At 76.4% G+C, this 14,561-nt stretch carries 15 protein-coding genes; 4 read left to right on the forward strand and 11 right to left on the reverse strand.

Features of this window, described 5'->3' with window-relative positions; all coding sequences use genetic code 11:
* The first annotated feature begins 188 nt into the window (after positions 1-188).
* Positions 189-467: a hypothetical protein gene (locus HH311_RS31540; protein WP_248292341.1), complete on the forward strand. Its 279-nt coding sequence runs from the start codon at positions 189-191 to the stop codon at positions 465-467.
* Positions 464-1,051: a M23 family metallopeptidase gene (locus HH311_RS31545; RefSeq protein ID WP_312030035.1), complete on the forward strand. Its 588-nt coding sequence runs from the start codon at positions 464-466 to the stop codon at positions 1,049-1,051. The genes HH311_RS31540 and HH311_RS31545 overlap by 4 nt, the downstream gene beginning before the upstream one ends.
* Positions 1,052-1,071: 20 nt before the next feature.
* Here the strand turns inward: HH311_RS31545 and HH311_RS09480 are convergent, their stop codons facing one another.
* The 10 genes from HH311_RS09480 to trmD form a co-directional block, all read right to left on the reverse strand.
* Positions 1,072-2,064: a FliA/WhiG family RNA polymerase sigma factor gene (locus tag HH311_RS09480; protein WP_169183364.1), complete on the reverse strand. Its 993-nt coding sequence runs from the start codon at positions 2,062-2,064 to the stop codon at positions 1,072-1,074.
* On the reverse strand, positions 2,039-3,202 hold the full coding sequence (locus HH311_RS09485; protein ID WP_248292342.1) for a tyrosine-type recombinase/integrase: 1,164 nt from the start codon (positions 3,200-3,202) through the stop codon (positions 2,039-2,041). Before HH311_RS09485 ends, HH311_RS09480 begins: the two co-directional genes overlap by 26 nt.
* Positions 3,203-3,333: 131 nt before the next feature.
* Positions 3,334-4,515: a DNA-processing protein DprA gene (gene dprA / locus HH311_RS09490; RefSeq protein ID WP_312030036.1), complete on the reverse strand. Its 1,182-nt coding sequence runs from the start codon at positions 4,513-4,515 to the stop codon at positions 3,334-3,336.
* Entirely contained in the window at positions 4,512-6,029 is a 1,518-nt protein-coding gene (locus tag HH311_RS09495) for a YifB family Mg chelatase-like AAA ATPase (protein WP_169183365.1), read from the reverse strand. Before HH311_RS09495 ends, dprA begins: the two co-directional genes overlap by 4 nt.
* Complete coding sequence (locus HH311_RS09500) at positions 6,029-6,421, reverse strand: YraN family protein (protein ID WP_312030037.1); 393 nt, start codon at positions 6,419-6,421, stop codon at positions 6,029-6,031. Before HH311_RS09500 ends, HH311_RS09495 begins: the two co-directional genes overlap by 1 nt.
* 174 nt (positions 6,422-6,595) lie before the next feature.
* The gene (locus HH311_RS09505; RefSeq protein WP_169183366.1) at positions 6,596-6,916 is read right to left on the reverse strand and encodes a DUF2469 domain-containing protein; all 321 of its coding nucleotides are present in this window, start codon (positions 6,914-6,916) and stop codon (positions 6,596-6,598) included.
* Complete coding sequence (locus HH311_RS09510; protein ID WP_169183431.1) at positions 6,913-7,716, reverse strand: ribonuclease HII; 804 nt, start codon at positions 7,714-7,716, stop codon at positions 6,913-6,915. Before HH311_RS09510 ends, HH311_RS09505 begins: the two co-directional genes overlap by 4 nt.
* Positions 7,717-7,829: 113 nt before the next feature.
* Positions 7,830-9,815: a signal peptidase I gene (lepB, locus tag HH311_RS33195; RefSeq protein WP_312030038.1), complete on the reverse strand. Its 1,986-nt coding sequence runs from the start codon at positions 9,813-9,815 to the stop codon at positions 7,830-7,832.
* Between the two features lie 64 nt (positions 9,816-9,879).
* Positions 9,880-10,239, reverse strand: coding sequence for a 50S ribosomal protein L19 (gene rplS, locus HH311_RS09520; protein WP_169183367.1), 360 nt, complete (start codon positions 10,237-10,239; stop codon positions 9,880-9,882).
* 192 nt (positions 10,240-10,431) lie between these two features.
* The gene (gene trmD / locus HH311_RS09525; RefSeq protein WP_169183368.1) at positions 10,432-11,211 is read right to left on the reverse strand and encodes a tRNA (guanosine(37)-N1)-methyltransferase TrmD; all 780 of its coding nucleotides are present in this window, start codon (positions 11,209-11,211) and stop codon (positions 10,432-10,434) included.
* A gap of 39 nt (positions 11,212-11,250) precedes the next feature.
* On the opposite strand from trmD, the gene HH311_RS09530 reads away from it, so the two are divergent.
* A complete protein-coding gene (locus HH311_RS09530) occupies positions 11,251-11,997 on the forward strand; it encodes an MgtC/SapB family protein (protein WP_169183369.1) in 747 nt (248 codons plus the stop codon).
* 72 nt (positions 11,998-12,069) lie between these two features.
* Positions 12,070-14,040: an aconitate hydratase gene (locus tag HH311_RS09535; protein ID WP_169183370.1), complete on the forward strand. Its 1,971-nt coding sequence runs from the start codon at positions 12,070-12,072 to the stop codon at positions 14,038-14,040.
* Here HH311_RS09535 and rimM read toward each other — a convergent pair.
* The gene (gene rimM, locus HH311_RS09540; protein ID WP_396027431.1) at positions 14,037-14,558 is read right to left on the reverse strand and encodes a ribosome maturation factor RimM; all 522 of its coding nucleotides are present in this window, start codon (positions 14,556-14,558) and stop codon (positions 14,037-14,039) included. The two genes, HH311_RS09535 and rimM, sit on opposite strands and share 4 nt — an antisense overlap.
* Positions 14,559-14,561: the final 3 nt, after the last annotated feature.

A 14,561-nucleotide genomic window follows, 5' to 3' on the forward strand; every position in this document is an offset into this window, starting at 1 on the left:
CTGCGGTTGTCGCGCCGGACCGGTCGGACCGGCGCCCTGGTGCCCCGTTCGTGACCGATCCCCGGGTCCGTGATCCGGACCGGGGACCGCTCGGCCACGAGGGATGGCGCGCACGGGGCAGCACGGCTGCTGTGCGGGCTCGTCGAGGCACGCGAAGTCGACCCACCGGGGGCGGGCCGCTCCCACCAGTGTACGCAGCGCCCCCGACGGCCTCCGACCGGCTCGGGCTGCTTCCGCGGACCGTCGCCGGCCCGGCCGTCGACGGGCACACCACGCAGGTCCCGCGGCACTCCGACCTGCCCCACGTGCCCGTGATCATCCGGGCGGACGACCCGAGCCGGCTCGCCACCACCGACGGGCACACCACTCAGGTCCCGCGCCCCTCCGGCCTGCCCCACGTGCCCGTGATCATGGATCGGCGATCAGCAGGGAGCCGCGGAGCCCGCGCCGGCGTCCCAGTCCCGTGACCCCTGCGTCCCGCCTGTGCCTCGCCGTCGTCGTCCTCCTCGGCGTCCTGCTGCCGGCACCCCCGACGGCCGGCGCCGCGACCCCGACCGACCCGCCCCTGCCGGTGATCCCGCTCGGGGCCTTCGCGTGGCCGCTCACCGGGCTCGACGGCACCGGTCCGCCGGCCGCCGGCGGGCCGGGGAGCGTGGCCCGGCGCTTCCTCCCGCCGCCGAACCCGTACGGCCGCGGGCACCGCGGGGTGGACCTCGCCGACCCGCCGGGCACGCCGGTCCTCGCCGTCGGCGACGGCGTGGTCGCCCAGGCCGGAATGCTGGCCGGGCGCGGCGTGGTGTCGGTCGTGCACCCGGGCGGCCTGCGCACGACCTACGAACCGGTCACGGCCCGCGTCGTCGCCGGCGCGCCCGTGGCCCGCGGCACCGTGCTCGGCACGCTCGAGGCGGGCCACCCGGGCTGCCCCGCCGCCGCCTGCCTGCACTGGGGCCTGCGGTGGCGGACCGGCCCGGACGTCCGGCGCGAGCAGTACCTCGACCCACTGCTGCTCGTCGGCCTCGGCCGGACCCGCCTGTGGCCGGCCCGGCCGTAGGGGTCAGCCGACCCCGTCGATCACGCCTCGTGCGCCTCGGCGAGCCGGGCGCGCAGCCGGAGCACCGCGCGGGTGTGCAGCTGGCAGACCCGCGACTCGGTCACCCCGAGCACCTTGCCGATCTCGGCGAGCGTCAGGTTCTCGAAGTAGTACAGACCGACGATGGTGCGGTCGCGCTCGGCCAGCCCCTGGATCGCCTCGGCGAGCTGGCGACGGGTCTCGCGCGACTCCATCGCCGACACCGGGTCCTCGGCCGCGGCGTCGGGCAGCGAGTCGGCGAGGGAGGGCGCCGTGCCGCCCGGCCCGGCGGCGTGGGAGCGGCCCGCGGCGACGAGCTCGTCGAGCGCCGCGACGCTCGTCATCGCGATCTGCCCGAACGTCGAGCGCAGGTCGGAGGTCTCCATGCCCAGCTCGCCGGCGAGCTCGCCGTCGGTGCACGTCCGCTGCTCGCGGCCCTCGAGGCGCTCGATGGCGCGCTCGATCTCGCGGGCGCGGGAGCGCACCGAGCGCGGCACCCAGTCCTGCGACCGCAGCTCGTCGAGGATCGCGCCGCGGATGCGCTGCATCGCGTAGACCTCGAACTTGCGCCCGCGGTCGGGCTCGAAGCGCTCGATGGCGTCGACCAGGCCGAAGATCCCGCACTGGACGAGGTCGGCGACGTCGACGTGCGACGGCAGCCCGGTGCCGACCCGGCCGGCGACGTACTTGACCAGCGGCGCGTAGTGCAGCACGAGCCGGTCACGGACCGTGCGGTCGTGCGGGGCGTCGGCGTAGTCGGCCCACATCTCGGCGATGCCGGCCTCGACGATCGCCTCCTCGTCGGCGACGGTGCCGTCGGCGGCGGTGCCCGGGTGGATCGTCGTCGGGCGGGCGCGCACCGCGGTGCCGCGCCCCGGGCGGGGCGCGGTGAAGACGGAGTCGACGCCGGGCAGCGCGGGCAGCGGGGCGACGACGGCGGCGGTCGTCCGGCCGGCCGGCCGCTCGGGCTCAGGCGCGGGGATGGGCGGAGTCATGAACGGCCCTCAGACGGTCGGCGGTCACGTGGGTGTAGAGCTGCGTGGTGGACGGTGAGGCGTGTCCCAGCAGCTCCTGGACGCTTCTCAGGTCCGCTCCCCCCTCGAGCAGGTGCGTCGCGGCCGAGTGCCGCAACCCGTGCGGTGCGATGTCGGGTGCCCCGGGGACCGACCGCGCCGCGTCGTGGACGACGGCGCGCGCGATCCGCGGGTCGAGGCGCCCACCGCGGGCGCCGACCAGCAGCGCCGGCGGGGAGCCCGCGACGGCGAGGTGCGGGCGCCCGTCGGCGCGCCACGCGTCCAGCGCGGCGGCGGCCGGGACGCCGTAGACGACGGTGCGCTCCTTGGCGCCCTTGCCGAGCACCCGCAGCGTCCGGCGGGCGTCGTCGACGTCGTCGACGTCGAGCCCGCACAGCTCGGACACGCGGATGCCGGTGGCGTAGAGGAGCTCGAGCAGCAGGTGGTCGCGCAGCGCGACCGGGTCGCGCTCGGCGGCCCCGCGCGCGGCGTTGTCGAGCGCCGCCGCGGCCTGGTCGGCCCGCAGCACGGCGGGGAGCCGGTGGTGGGCCCGCGGCGAGGCGAGGCGGGCGCCGGGGTCGGTCTCGGCCCGGCCGGTGCGGGCGGCCCACGCGGTGAAGGCGCGGGCGGCGGCGGCGCGGCGGGCCACGGTGGTGCGCTGCGGCGGGCGCCGGCCGGCCTCGCCGTCGCGCGGCCGGGTGCCGGCACCGCCCGCGGCCAGCCAGGAGCGGAGCACCGTGAGGTCGAGGTCGGCGAGGGTGGCCTCCCGCGCGGCGCCGGCGTCCCGCCGTCCGGCGCGGGCGACGACGTGGCGCAGTGCGGCGGTGACGTCGCCGGTGTATCCCCGCACGGTGTGCTCGGAGAGCCCGCGCTCGAGCCGCAGGTGCTCGGCGAAGTCGGTGACGGCGCGGGCGAGCGCGTCCGGCAGCTCCGGCGTCGCGGTGTCCGCGGTGTCGGTTTGCTCGTCGGCAACACCCGGACCTGCGGAGATCCTCCTCGTCGCTCTGCGTGACGACGGTGACCGCTCGCCACCGCTGTGGGCGGCCCCGTCCGCAGGGCCCGCCGCGCGCGGTGCCGCGGGGGCCGCGTCGGTGCCCTGAGAGGGGAATCTGCCGGTCATCGCCGTCGAGAGTCCAAGGCCGGAGGGTGGTCGTCAAGCATCGCCGCGCGCTCGTCGGTGACCGTGTCGCCCTGTCGGGCAGCGGTCGTCGCAGTCGCGCTCCGCAACCGCTCGTCGCACGAGTCCGGGCGTCAGACGGGTCGGCACCACCCCCGCTCGCCGTCGGGGACCACGAGGCCGGCCACCGCCAGTTCCTCGAGCGCCGCGGGCACCGCGCGGGGCTCGACCCCGGCCTCCCGGGCCAGCACCGCAGCCGTCGAGCTCGCGAACCCCCGCAGCGCGCCGTGCACGCGGACCGCGGTGGTGGACAGGCCGTCGAGCGGTCGGCGGGGCCGCGGCGGCGGGTCGGCCAGCCGGCCCGCCGGCCCGATGTCCTCCAGCACGTCGGCCACCGAGCCGACCACCGCCACCCCGGGCTGGCGCGCCAGGTGGTGCGTCCCCACCGACAGCGCCGAGGTGACCGGGCCCGGCACCGCCATGACCACGCGCCCGAGCTCCTGGGCCGCGGAGGCCGTACGCGCGGCCCCGCTGCGCGCGCCCGCCTCGACGACGAGGGTCCCCGACGCCAGCGCCGCGATGAGGCGGTTGCGCACCAGGAAGCGGTGCCGGGCGGGCACGGCGCCCACGGGGTACTCGCTGACCACCGCGCCCTGCTCCGCGATCGCCGCCAGCAACCGGGTGTGCGTCGCCGGGTAGGCCCGCTCCACGCCGCAGGCCAGGACCGCGACCGTCGCCCCGCCCGCCGCGAGGCAGCCGCGGTGGGACTCGCCGTCGATCCCGGACGCCGCCCCGGAGACGACGGCGAGCCCCTCGTCGGCGAACGAGGCCGACCAGGCCCGCGCGACCCACTTCCCGTACCCGGTGGCCGCGCGCGCCCCGACCATCGCGACGCTGCGGTGCGACCCGTCGACGTGCTCGGTGAGGTCCCCGGGCCCCCGCACCCACAGCCCGAGCGGCGCCACCCAGTCCGGGTTCCCGCGCAGGTCGGGCCGGTCGAAGGCCGCCACCGCCGCGGCGGGCCAGCCGGGGCCCTCGGGCACCAGGAGGCGTCCGCCGAGGGCGCGGACGGCGTCGAGGTCGGACTCGGCACGGTCGACGTCGCGGCGCCCGGACACCTCGGAGGAGACGTGGCGACCGAGGTCGGCGCCGCCACGGATCCGCTCGGCGGCCTCGAGGGGCCCCAGGAGGGCCACGAGGTGCGCCAGCCGCGGCGCCGGCGGTTCGGCGAGCCGCATCAGGTAGGCCCGGGCCCGCAGCACCTCCTCGGCGACGACGGCGGGCCCGGGCCCGTCGCACTCCGTCCCGGCGGTCACGTCCCGGCTCCCTGGTGCTTGAGCTCCAGGGCGGCGTGCACGTCGCGGGTGTCGGGGTGCTCCCCGCCCCGGAGGTCGCACAGGGTCCAGGCGACGCGCAGGCACCGGTCGAGTCCCCGCGCCGTGAGGAGCCCGCAGCGCAGCAGGTGGTCGAGGTCCTTGAGGACCCCGGCGGGCAGCGGCACGTGCCGCCGCAGCGCCGGGCCGGGCACCTCGGCGTTGCTGCGCCAGCCCGCCTCGCGCCACCGGTCGCGGGCGACGGCCCGCGCGGCGAGGACCCGCGCCCGGACGGTCGCGGTGCTCTCGGGCTGCTCGTCGGGCCCGCGGTAGAGCCCGCCGACCGCGTCGAGGCCGATCCGCAGGTCCACGCGGTCGAGCATCGGCCCGGACAGCCGGCCCGCGTACCGGGCCCGCACCGACGGCGCGCAGGTGCAGTCGCGGGGGTCGGGCGGCGCGCACGGGCACGGGTTGGTCGCCATGACCAGCTGGAAGCGCGCCGGGTAGCGCACCACGCCGTCCTTGCGGGCGAGCCGGACCTCGCCCTCCTCCAGCGGGGTCCGCAGGCCGTCGAGCAGGTGCGGGCCGAACTCGAACACCTCGTCCAGGAAGAGCACGCCGCGGTGGGCCAGCGAGACGGCGCCCGGCCGGGCGAGCCCCGACCCGCCACCGACCAGCGCCGCCGCCGACACCCCGTGGTGCGGTGCGACGAACGGCGGGGTGACCGGCAGGGCCTCGTCGTCGGGCAGCGACCCCGCGAGCGAGCGCACCGCGGCGACCTCCATGGCCTCGTCGACCGAGAGATCGGGCAGCAGGCCGATCAGGCGCCGGGCGAGCATCGTCTTGCCCGACCCCGGGGGCCCGGTGAAGAGCAGGTGGTGCCCGCCCGCCGCCGCGATCTCGGTCGCCCGCCGGGCCCGCTCCTGGCCGACCACCTCGGCCAGGTCCTCGGTGGTCCGCGCGGTCCGCGGCGGCCGACGGGTCCCGGGCGTCGTGAGCGGGCCCTCGCGGCGCAGCCAGGCGAGGACCTCCCCGAGGTGGCCCGCGCCGAGCACCTCGATGCCGTCGACCAGCGCGGCCTCGTCGAGCGCGGCGAGCGGGACGACGGCCCGGGCGATCCCCGCCCGGCGCGCCGCCACCACGCACGGCAGCACCCCGCGGACGTCGCGGACCCGCCCGTCGAGGGCGAGCTCGCCGAGCAGCACCACGTCGAGGAGCCGCTCCGGGCGCAGCTCCCCCGCGGCGGCCAGCACGCCGCAGGCGAGCGCGACGTCGTAGCTCGACCCCTGCTTGGGCAGCGTGGCCGGGGACAGCGCCAGGGTGATCTTGCGGTTCGGCCACGGCTCCCCGGTGTTCACCACGGCGGCGCGCACCCGGTCGCGGGCCTCGGCGAGCGCGGCGTCGGGCAGCCCGACCAGGGAGAGGCCGGGCAGGCCCGGCCCGAGATCGGCCTCGATCTCCACCAGGTCCCCGTCCACGCCGTGCAGGCCGATCGACCACGCCCGGGCCAGCCCCATCAGAAGGCCCCCTCGTAGTGCTCGACCTGCGGGGCCCGGCCGGGCAGCAGCAGCACGGCGACCACGTCGAACCGCACCTCGACGAAGCGGGCGCGGGACTCGGCGAGCCACTGGTGCGCGAGCCGCCGGATGCGGGCCGCCTTCGCGCGGGTGACGGCCTCCACCGGCAGGCCGTAGCCCACCCCCGAACGCGTCTTCACCTCGCAGACCACGAGGCTCTTCCCGTCGGTGGCCACGACATCCAGCTCGCCCTCGCGGCGGCGCCAGTTGCGCGCCAGGATCACCAGGCCCCGCGCGACGAGGTGCTCCGCCGCGAGCCGCTCGCCCTCCCGGCCCAGCTCGTCCTTCGCGAGCCCACCACCCGCCGCGCCACTCGGTCCCGTCCCCACCACGCGCCGCCTCCCGTGATCCCCGGGCGGCCGCGCCGCCCGGAGATCACGGTGGACGTGGACGCGCCGCCGTGGGGAGGGTGGACCGGCGGGCTGGGGACAACCCGGGCCCCGTGCCGGGGATGGGGACGCGGCGCTGCGCCGGCCGCCGCGGCGGCCGGGGCGACCGGCGGCGGGTCAGCCGCCGAACGGACCGTCCTCGAGGCGCAGCTCGGGCTTGTCGAGCTCCTCGACGTTGACGTCCTTGAAGGTGACCACCCGGACGTTCTTGACGAAGCGCGCGGGCCGGTACATGTCCCAGACCCAGGCATCGGACATCCGCACCTCGAAGTAGACCTCGCCGTCGGCGTTGCGCACCGCGACGTCGACCGTGTTCGCGAGGTAGAAGCGGCGCTCGGTCTCGACGACGTAGGAGAACTGGCTCACGATGTCGCGGTACTCGCGGTAGAGCGACAGCTCCATGTCGGTCTCGTACTTCTCGAGATCCTCGGCGCTCACGGTCCCTCTCCCCCCTCCGCCTCGGCCCTGTCCTCGAGGACGTCCACGCCCTCGCCCATGCCCTCGATCACGTCGACCTCGTCGGGCGTGGGGTCCGGGAGGTCGTCGACGGCCCAGTCCTCCTCATTGTGGCCCACCGACCCGTCCGAGGAGTCTGCCGCCCGGCCGGCGGCGAGGCGAGCGGCACCGGCCACGTTCACGAAGCTGTAGCGGTGGTCGGGGCTCGGCCCGTGCTCGGCGAGGGCCGCGGTGTGCGTCGGGGTGCAGTAGCCCTTGTGCAGGTCGAACCGGTACTCCGGGCGGCGCTCGTGCAGCTGCGCCATCAACCGGTCCCGCGTGGTCTTCGCGAGGATCGACGCGGCGGCCACGCAGGCGGCGGCGAGGTCGCCCTTCGGCACCGCGAGGCTCGGCACCCCGAAGCCGGTCACCGGGAAGCCGTCGGTGAGGACGTAGCCGGGCCGCACCTGCAGCCGGGCGACGGCCCGGCGCATGCCGTCGATGTTGGCCGCGTGCACCCCGCGGTGGTCGACCTCGGTGGGGTCGACGAGCACCACGCAGTGGTCGACGGCGCGGCGCAGCACGATCGCGGCGAGCCGCTCGCGCTCCTCGGGGGTGAGCAGCTTGGAGTCGGTCAGCCCCTCGAAGTGCCGGGCGTCGTTCGGGCGCAGGATGCACGCCGCCACGGCCAGCGGGCCGGCGCACGCACCCCGGCCCGCCTCGTCCACCCCGACGACGGGCCCGAGCCCGTGGCGCTCCAGCGCCGACTGCAGGGCCCACGACTCGCTGGAGCGGCGGATGATCGCCCGCGGCGGCTGGACGCCGGTGCGCGGCGGGAGCGGGCGACGGGCGCGGCGGACCGGGCGTCCCCCCGTCCGGGCACGTCCGTCGCCTCCGGGGCGGGATCGTGCGGACGTCACTCCCGGTCGGCCTCCGCCGCTCGCGGCGCCTCCCCGTCCGGGCTCGACGGGTCCGATCCCGGTCGGGGTGGGGCCCCCGTCGCCCGGTCGGCCGCCGCGGCCCGGCGCAGGCGCCGCCCGACCCCGACGACGGGCACGGCGAGCAGGGCGCCCGCCGCGGCCCCGGCCGTCCCGGTGCCGACGGGCAGCCCGGACAGGCCCGGCTCACCCAGCGCCGCCGTCGTCGTCTGCGGGTCGATCGCCGGCACCGTGCGCCACCGGCTGATCGGCAGCACGACGACCCGCACCTTGCCGATGACGTCGCTGACGGGCACCGGCCCGTGGAAGCGGGCGTCCGCGGAGTTGTTGCGGTTGTCGCCCATCACCCAGAGCTGGCCGTCCGGCACCCGCACCGGGTCGAACGTGGCCTGCTTGTCCCCGAGGCCCGGCTGGAAGTATAGGTACGGCTCGTTGATCGGCTTCCCGTCGACGAGCACGTGGTTCGTCGCGTCACAGCACGCGACGGTCTGCCCGCCGGTGGCGATGACGCGCTTGACGAAGTCCTTCTCGTTGGGCGCCGCGAGCCCGACCAGCGAGAGCGCGTCCTGAAACCCGCGCACGAGCGCGTTGCTCGAGGGCTGGGTCTCCCCGACCTCGTCGTTGTCGAGCCAGGCCGGCGGGCCCTTGAACACGACGACGTCGCCGGGGGCCGGGTCGCTGAAGCGGTAGGTGACCTTGTCGACGGCGACGCGGTCGTTCGCGCAGCCGTCGCAGCCGTGCAGCGTCTGCTCCATCGACGCGGACGGGATGACGTAGATGCGCGCGATGAACGTCTGGATGACGAAGGTGAGCACGATCGCCACGACGACGAGCAGCGGGAGCTCGCGCCAGAAGGAGCCCTTGCGCTTCTTCTTCCCGCCGGCCTTCTCCTCCCCACGGCTGCGACGCCCGGGCCCCGAGGTGTCGTCGGCGCCGTCGTCGTCACGGCCGGGCCCGGAGGCGGCGCCGCCGCGCCGGTGCCGGGACGCGCCGTGGCCGAGCACCGCGGTGCCGGCCTCGTCGTCGTCCTCCTCGACCGCCGCGGACGACCGCCGGGACCGGGACGGCGCGGCGTCGGACGGGGACCCGTCGGACGAGGACGGGGCGGGCGGCGGGGTGCCGCCGGCGAGCAGCGGGACCCCGGACCCGTCGGCCGCGCTCGACGGTGCTTCGGCCGGGGGCTGCACCGCGGTCGACCCGGGGCCGGCGGCGCGCGGGGCACCGTGCTGGCCTGCGGCACCGTTCTGGGGCGCACCGTTCTGGGGCGCACCGTTCGGCACGGGTGCGCCGTTCGGGACCGGCGAGCCGTTCGGGCCGGAGCCGCCGTGGCGGGCCTGGCCGTACGGCGGCGACGGCGGCGCCTGGCCGTAGGGGTTCGGCTGCCCGACGGGCGGCGACGGCGGCGCCTGACCGTACGGGGAGGGCCCGGACGGCGGGCCCTGACGCCCGTACGACGACGGCCCGGCGGCACCGGGCTGCGCGGGGACGCGGCCGTTCGGGCCGCCGTACGGGCGCGCCGGCAGGTCCCGGTCGTCGGCACCGAAGCGCCGATGGTCGCGTCCGCCGTCGTCGGGACCGGAGCGGCCGGACGGCAGGGCGGTGGGCGGCGGCCAGGGCGCCGGCCCGGGCCGGGCGTCGGGGAGGTCGCGGTCGCCGTGGCGCGGGCCGCTCGACCAGGTGTCGGCGCGCCAGCCGTCCCCGTCGTACCGGCCGCCGTCGTACCGGGCGTCGCCGTACCCGCCGCCGTCGTAGCGGGCGTCGCCGTACCCGTCGTCGTACCGGCCGCCGTGGCGGGGGCCCGGCTCGTCGGGCGTCCCGTGCCGGCCGCCCGCGGGTCGGCCCGGCGGGACGTCGCCGTACGGGTCGTCCACCGGGGCGACCGCTCCGGGCCCGCCCCACCGGGAGTCGGGCTCCCCGTGGCGGGGCGAGCGGTAGCGGCGACCGGGCTCGTCGGCTGGTGGCACGGAAGTCAGGCTAGGAGACGGCGTCGAGGGAGGGCACGGGGAGGCCTCACGACGTGTCGCCCGCTCAGGAAGCGGGCGTCGTCTCGCGCTTCTCGCGGATCTTCGCGGCCTTCCCGCGGAGCTCACGGAGGTAGTAGAGCTTCGCGCGCCGGACGTCACCACGGGTGACGACCTCGATGTGGTCGATGTTGGGCGAGTGAACCGGGAAGGTGCGCTCCACCCCGACGCCGAAGGAGACCTTGCGGACGGTGAACGTCTCCCGGAGGCCGCCACCGTGGCGACGGATCACGACGCCCTGGAAGACCTGTACACGGGAGCGTGAGCCCTCGATCACCTTGACGTGCACCTTGACGGTGTCACCCGGGCGGAAGTCCGGGATGTCGGTGCGCAGCGACTGCGCGTCGAGCTCGTCCAGGGCGTTCATGGCTCGTCGTCCTCGCGTTTCGCGGGCCGGTCCGAGCAGCACCGCCGGGAGACGGTGGTCGGACGGCCGATCGGGTTCGTACGTGGTCGCGCTGCAGGCGGGAGCGTGCGCGATCCCGGCCCGTGGCAACTCCTCCAGTCTGCCAGACGTGCTCATCGTCCCCGGTGGCCGGGGCGCACGCCCCGGCACGCCTCAGGGCGCGGCCGGCACCTCGTAGCCCGCGGCGGCCAGGACCTCGCGGTCGCGGCGGTCGAACGCGGCCGCTCCGTGCGCCGCCAGCAGCCGGTCGAGCAGGTCGGGGCGCACGGCGGCGGTGCGCTCGAGCGACCGGTCCCGCCGCCAGCGCGCCACCGCCCCGTGGTCGCCCCCGCGCAGCACCGTCGGCACCTCGAGGTCGCGCCACGACTCCGGCCGCGTGAACGCGGGGGCCTCGAGCAGGCCGTCGGAGAAGGAGTCCAGCTCGGCCGACGCCGGGTTGCCGAGCACTCCGGGGACGAGCCGGGAGACGGCCTCGACCGCGACGAGCGCCGCGACCTCGCCCCCGGCGAGCACGTAGTCGCCCAGCGAGAACTCCTCGACCCGCCCGTGGCGGGCGGCGTCCGCCGTGACCCGGGCGTCAATGCCCTCGTACCGCCCGCACGCGAGCACCAGCCGCGGCTCCCCCGCCCAGGCCGCCGCCCGCGCCTGGGTCAGAGGGGCCCCGGCCGGCGTCGGGACGAGCAGCAGGCCGGGCTCGTCGGGGACCTCGGCGCGGACCGCGTCGAGCGCCTCGCCCCACACCGTCGGCACCATGACCATGCCCGGGCCGCCGCCGTACGGGGCGTCGTCCACCGCCTTGTGCACCCCGGTGGCCCAGGCACGCAGGTCGTGGACGTGCAGCTCGATCAGCCCGGCCCGCCGCGCGCGCCCGACGAGGGCCTCGTCGAGCGGCGCGAGGTAACCGGGGAAGATCGTGACGACGTCGATGCGCACGCGGAGGATCCTGCCGGGTCCACCGGAGAGGAGGGACGGATGGGCGGCACCTCGGTGCTGTGGTCCTCGGACCTCGGCGTGCAGTGGCGGGTGCTCGTGGACCTGCTGCTCGCCCTCGTGCTCTGCACCGTGATCGGGATCGAGCGCGAGCTGGCCGCGAAGAGCGCCGGCCTGCGCACCCACGCGCTGGTGGGGGTCGGCTCCGCGGCGTTCATGCTCATCTCGAAGTACGGCTTCGGCGACCTCCTCGGCCTCGAGCACATCTCGCTCGACCCCTCGCGCGTCGCGGCGCAGATCGTCTCCGGGATCGGGTTCATCGGCGGCGGGCTGATCTTCGTGCGCCGCGACGCGGTCCGGGGTCTCACCACCGCGGCGACGGTGTGGGGGGCGGCCGCGGTCGGCACGGCGGCCGGGGCGGGACTCCCGCTGCTCGCGGCCGCGGGCACCGTCGTGCACTACCTGATCACCCGGGGCTTCCGGCCGCTCTCCCGCGCGCTGGCGCGGTCGTCGTCGGCGCCGCGCCCGGTGCACGTCTCCTACCTCGACGGTCGCGGCGTGCTGCGCGACGTGCTCACCCTGTGCACCGAGCGCGGGTTCGCCGTCGCGGGCATGACGGTGGACCGGGAGGACCCCGGAGACGGCGACGGCACCCCGCGCAGCGCCGCGGTGACGCTGTCCCTGCTCGGGCGCATCCCCCTGCACCCGCTCACGAGCGAGCTCGCCGAGCTCCCGGGCGTGATCGGGGTCCGGATCGTCGCCGACGAGGACGAGGAGGCCGCGGAGTGACCCCCCGCGCCGGGTGATCCGCCCCGGCGGTGGGTACCACCCCGGGCACGCCGCCGTCGGAGGAGGACCGTCATGGCCGAGTCGTCCGGACCGCAGGGAGTCGCAGCGAAGCTGATCTCCTCCCACCTCGTCGACGGGGAGATGACGCCGGGCGAGGAGGTCTCGCTCCGCATCGACCAGACCCTCACCCAGGACGCCACCGGCACCCTGGTGATGCAGGAGCTCGAGGCGTTCGGGCTGGAGCGGGCGCAGACCGAGGTCTCGGTCCAGTACGTCGACCACAACCTGCTTCAGACCGACGAGAAGAACGCCGAGGACCACGCCTACCTGCACTCGGCGTGCCGGCGCTTCGGGCTCTGGTACTCCAAGCCCGGCAACGGCGTCTCGCACCCGACGCACATGCAGCGCTTCGGCAAGCCGGGCAAGACCATGATCGGCTCGGACTCCCACACCCCGGCGGGCGGTGCGCTGGGGATGCTCGCGATCGGGGTGGGCGGGCTGGAGGTGGCCCTCGCCATCGCCGGACGCCCGCTCTCGATCCGCATGCCGGAGATCTGGGGCATCGAGCTCGTCGGCGAGCTGCCGCCGTGGTGCTCGGCCAAGGACGTGATCCTCGAGATGCTGCGCCGCCACGGCACGAAGGGCGGCACCAACCGCATCCTCGAGTACCACGGCCCCGGCCTGGAGACGCTGACCGCGATGGACCGCCACGTCATCGCGAACATGGGTGCCGAGCTGGGCGCGACGACGACGGTGTTCCCGGCCGACGACGCCGTCCGCGCCTTCCTGCGCGCCGAGGACCGCGAGGACGACTTCACCGAGCTCGTCGCCGACGAGGGCACCTCCTACGACCTCACCGAGCAGATCGACCTGTCCGCGATCGTCCCGCTCATCGCGAAGCCGTCGTCCCCCGGCAACGTCGTCGAGGTGTCCGAGGTGGCGGGCGAGCCGATCGGCCAGGTCGTCATCGGGTCCTCGGCCAACCCGGGGCTACGGGACTTCGCGATCGCCGCGCGGATGGTCGACGGGCGCCAGACGAACGACGCGGTGAGCTTCGACGTCAACCCGAGCTCCCGGGAGATCCTCGCCGACCTCACGAAGTGGGGCGGCACGTTCTCGCTGATCGCGGCGGGGGCGCGCATCCACCAGGCCGGGTGCATGGGCTGCATCGGGATGGGCCAGGCGCCCGCGCCCGGCACGAACTCGCTGCGCACCTTCCCCCGCAACTTCCCCGGCCGCTCCGGCGGCGGCGCCGACGACCACGTCTGGCTCTGCTCCCCCGAGACGGCGGCCGCGAGCGCGCTCACCGGCGTCATCACCGACCCGCGCGAGCTCGCCGACAAACTGGGTCTCGAGTGGGGTGACCTCGGGCTGCCGGAGCACGCGACGGTGAACACCTCCATGCTCTCCGAGCCGCCGTCCGAGGAGGACGCGCGCGACGTCGAGCTCGTCAAGGGCCCCAACATCTCCGGGCTCCCGGAGTTCGACCGGTTCCCCGACGAGCTGGAGGTGCCGATCCTGCTCAAGGTCGGCGACGACATCTCCACCGACGACATCTCCCCCGCCGGCGCCGCCGCGCTGCCCTACCGGTCGAACATCCCGGAGCTCGCGCGATTCGCGTTCGTCCGCGTCGACGAGGACTACCCGGCGAACGCGGAGGAGATCAAGGATTCCGGCGGCCACGCGATCGTCGGGGGCGACAACTACGGCCAGGGCTCGTCGCGCGAGCACGCGGCGATCTGCCCGCGCTACCTCGGGCTGCGGGTGGTGATCGCCAAGTCGTTCGCGCGGATCCACTGGCAGAACCTCGCGAACTTCGGGATCCTCGCGCTCGAGTTCGCCGACGGCTCCGACTTCGACGCGCTGGAGCAGGGCGCGACGCTGTCGTTCTCCGGGCTCCACGACGCCCTGCAGGGCGGCTCCGAGATCACCGGCACCGTGGACGGCACGGAGTACACGTTCCGCCACCAGCTCTCGCCGCGGCAGGTGTCGATGGTGCTCGCCGGCGGGCTGATCCGGGAGATCGCCGAGTCGGAGGGCTAGCCGGGCGGGTCGAGCAGCCCCTCGGGCGGGTCGAGGACGACCCGCCCGCCGGCCACGTCCACCGTCGGGACGATGGCCTTGACGAAGGGGACCAGCAGTTCGCCGCCGCCGGGCGGCTCGAGCACGAGGAGCTCCCCGCCCGCGCCGTGCGAGACGGCGACGACGGTGCCCACGACGCTGCCGTCGCCGAGCTCGGCGCGCAGTCCCTCGAGCTGGTGGTCGTGGAACTCGTCGTCGTCGGCGACGTCGCCCTCGGAGGCGGGAGCCCGCAGCTCGGCGCGGCGCATCGCCTCCGCGGCGTCGCGGTCGGCCACCTCCTCGGCGCTCACCAGCAGCCGCCCGGAGTGCCACCGGGCGGCGGTGATCGTCAGGGTCCGGCCGTCCGCGAGAGCCAGGACGACGCCGGGCGCGAAGCGCTCCTCCGCCTGGTCGGTGGAGGGTTCGACGACGAGCTCGCCGCGCAGACCGTGGGCCTTGACGACCCGTCCGACCACGCGGAGGTCGGACGGGTCGGTCACGGT

Origin of the sequence: Actinomycetospora sp. TBRC 11914 (assembly GCF_012933465.1) — a bacterium.
Lineage (GTDB): Bacteria > Actinomycetota > Actinomycetes > Mycobacteriales > Pseudonocardiaceae > Actinomycetospora.

What these genes read in the sequence shown, in the direction of transcription:
- HH311_RS09480 (WP_169183364.1), bottom strand. Translation starts at nt 2,064, where the DNA reads ATGACTCCGCCCATCCCCGCGCCTGAGCCCGAGCGGCCGGCCGGCCGG.
- HH311_RS09485 (WP_248292342.1), bottom strand. Translation starts at nt 3,202, where the DNA reads ATGACCGGCAGATTCCCCTCTCAGGGCACCGACGCGGCCCCCGCGGCA.
- HH311_RS09495 (WP_169183365.1), bottom strand. Translation starts at nt 6,029, where the DNA reads ATGGGGCTGGCCCGGGCGTGGTCGATCGGCCTGCACGGCGTGGACGGG.
- rplS (WP_169183367.1), bottom strand. Translation starts at nt 10,239, where the DNA reads ATGAACGCCCTGGACGAGCTCGACGCGCAGTCGCTGCGCACCGACATC.
- HH311_RS09530 (WP_169183369.1), top strand. Translation starts at nt 11,251, where the DNA reads ATGGGCGGCACCTCGGTGCTGTGGTCCTCGGACCTCGGCGTGCAGTGG.
- HH311_RS09535 (WP_169183370.1), top strand. Translation starts at nt 12,070, where the DNA reads ATGGCCGAGTCGTCCGGACCGCAGGGAGTCGCAGCGAAGCTGATCTCC.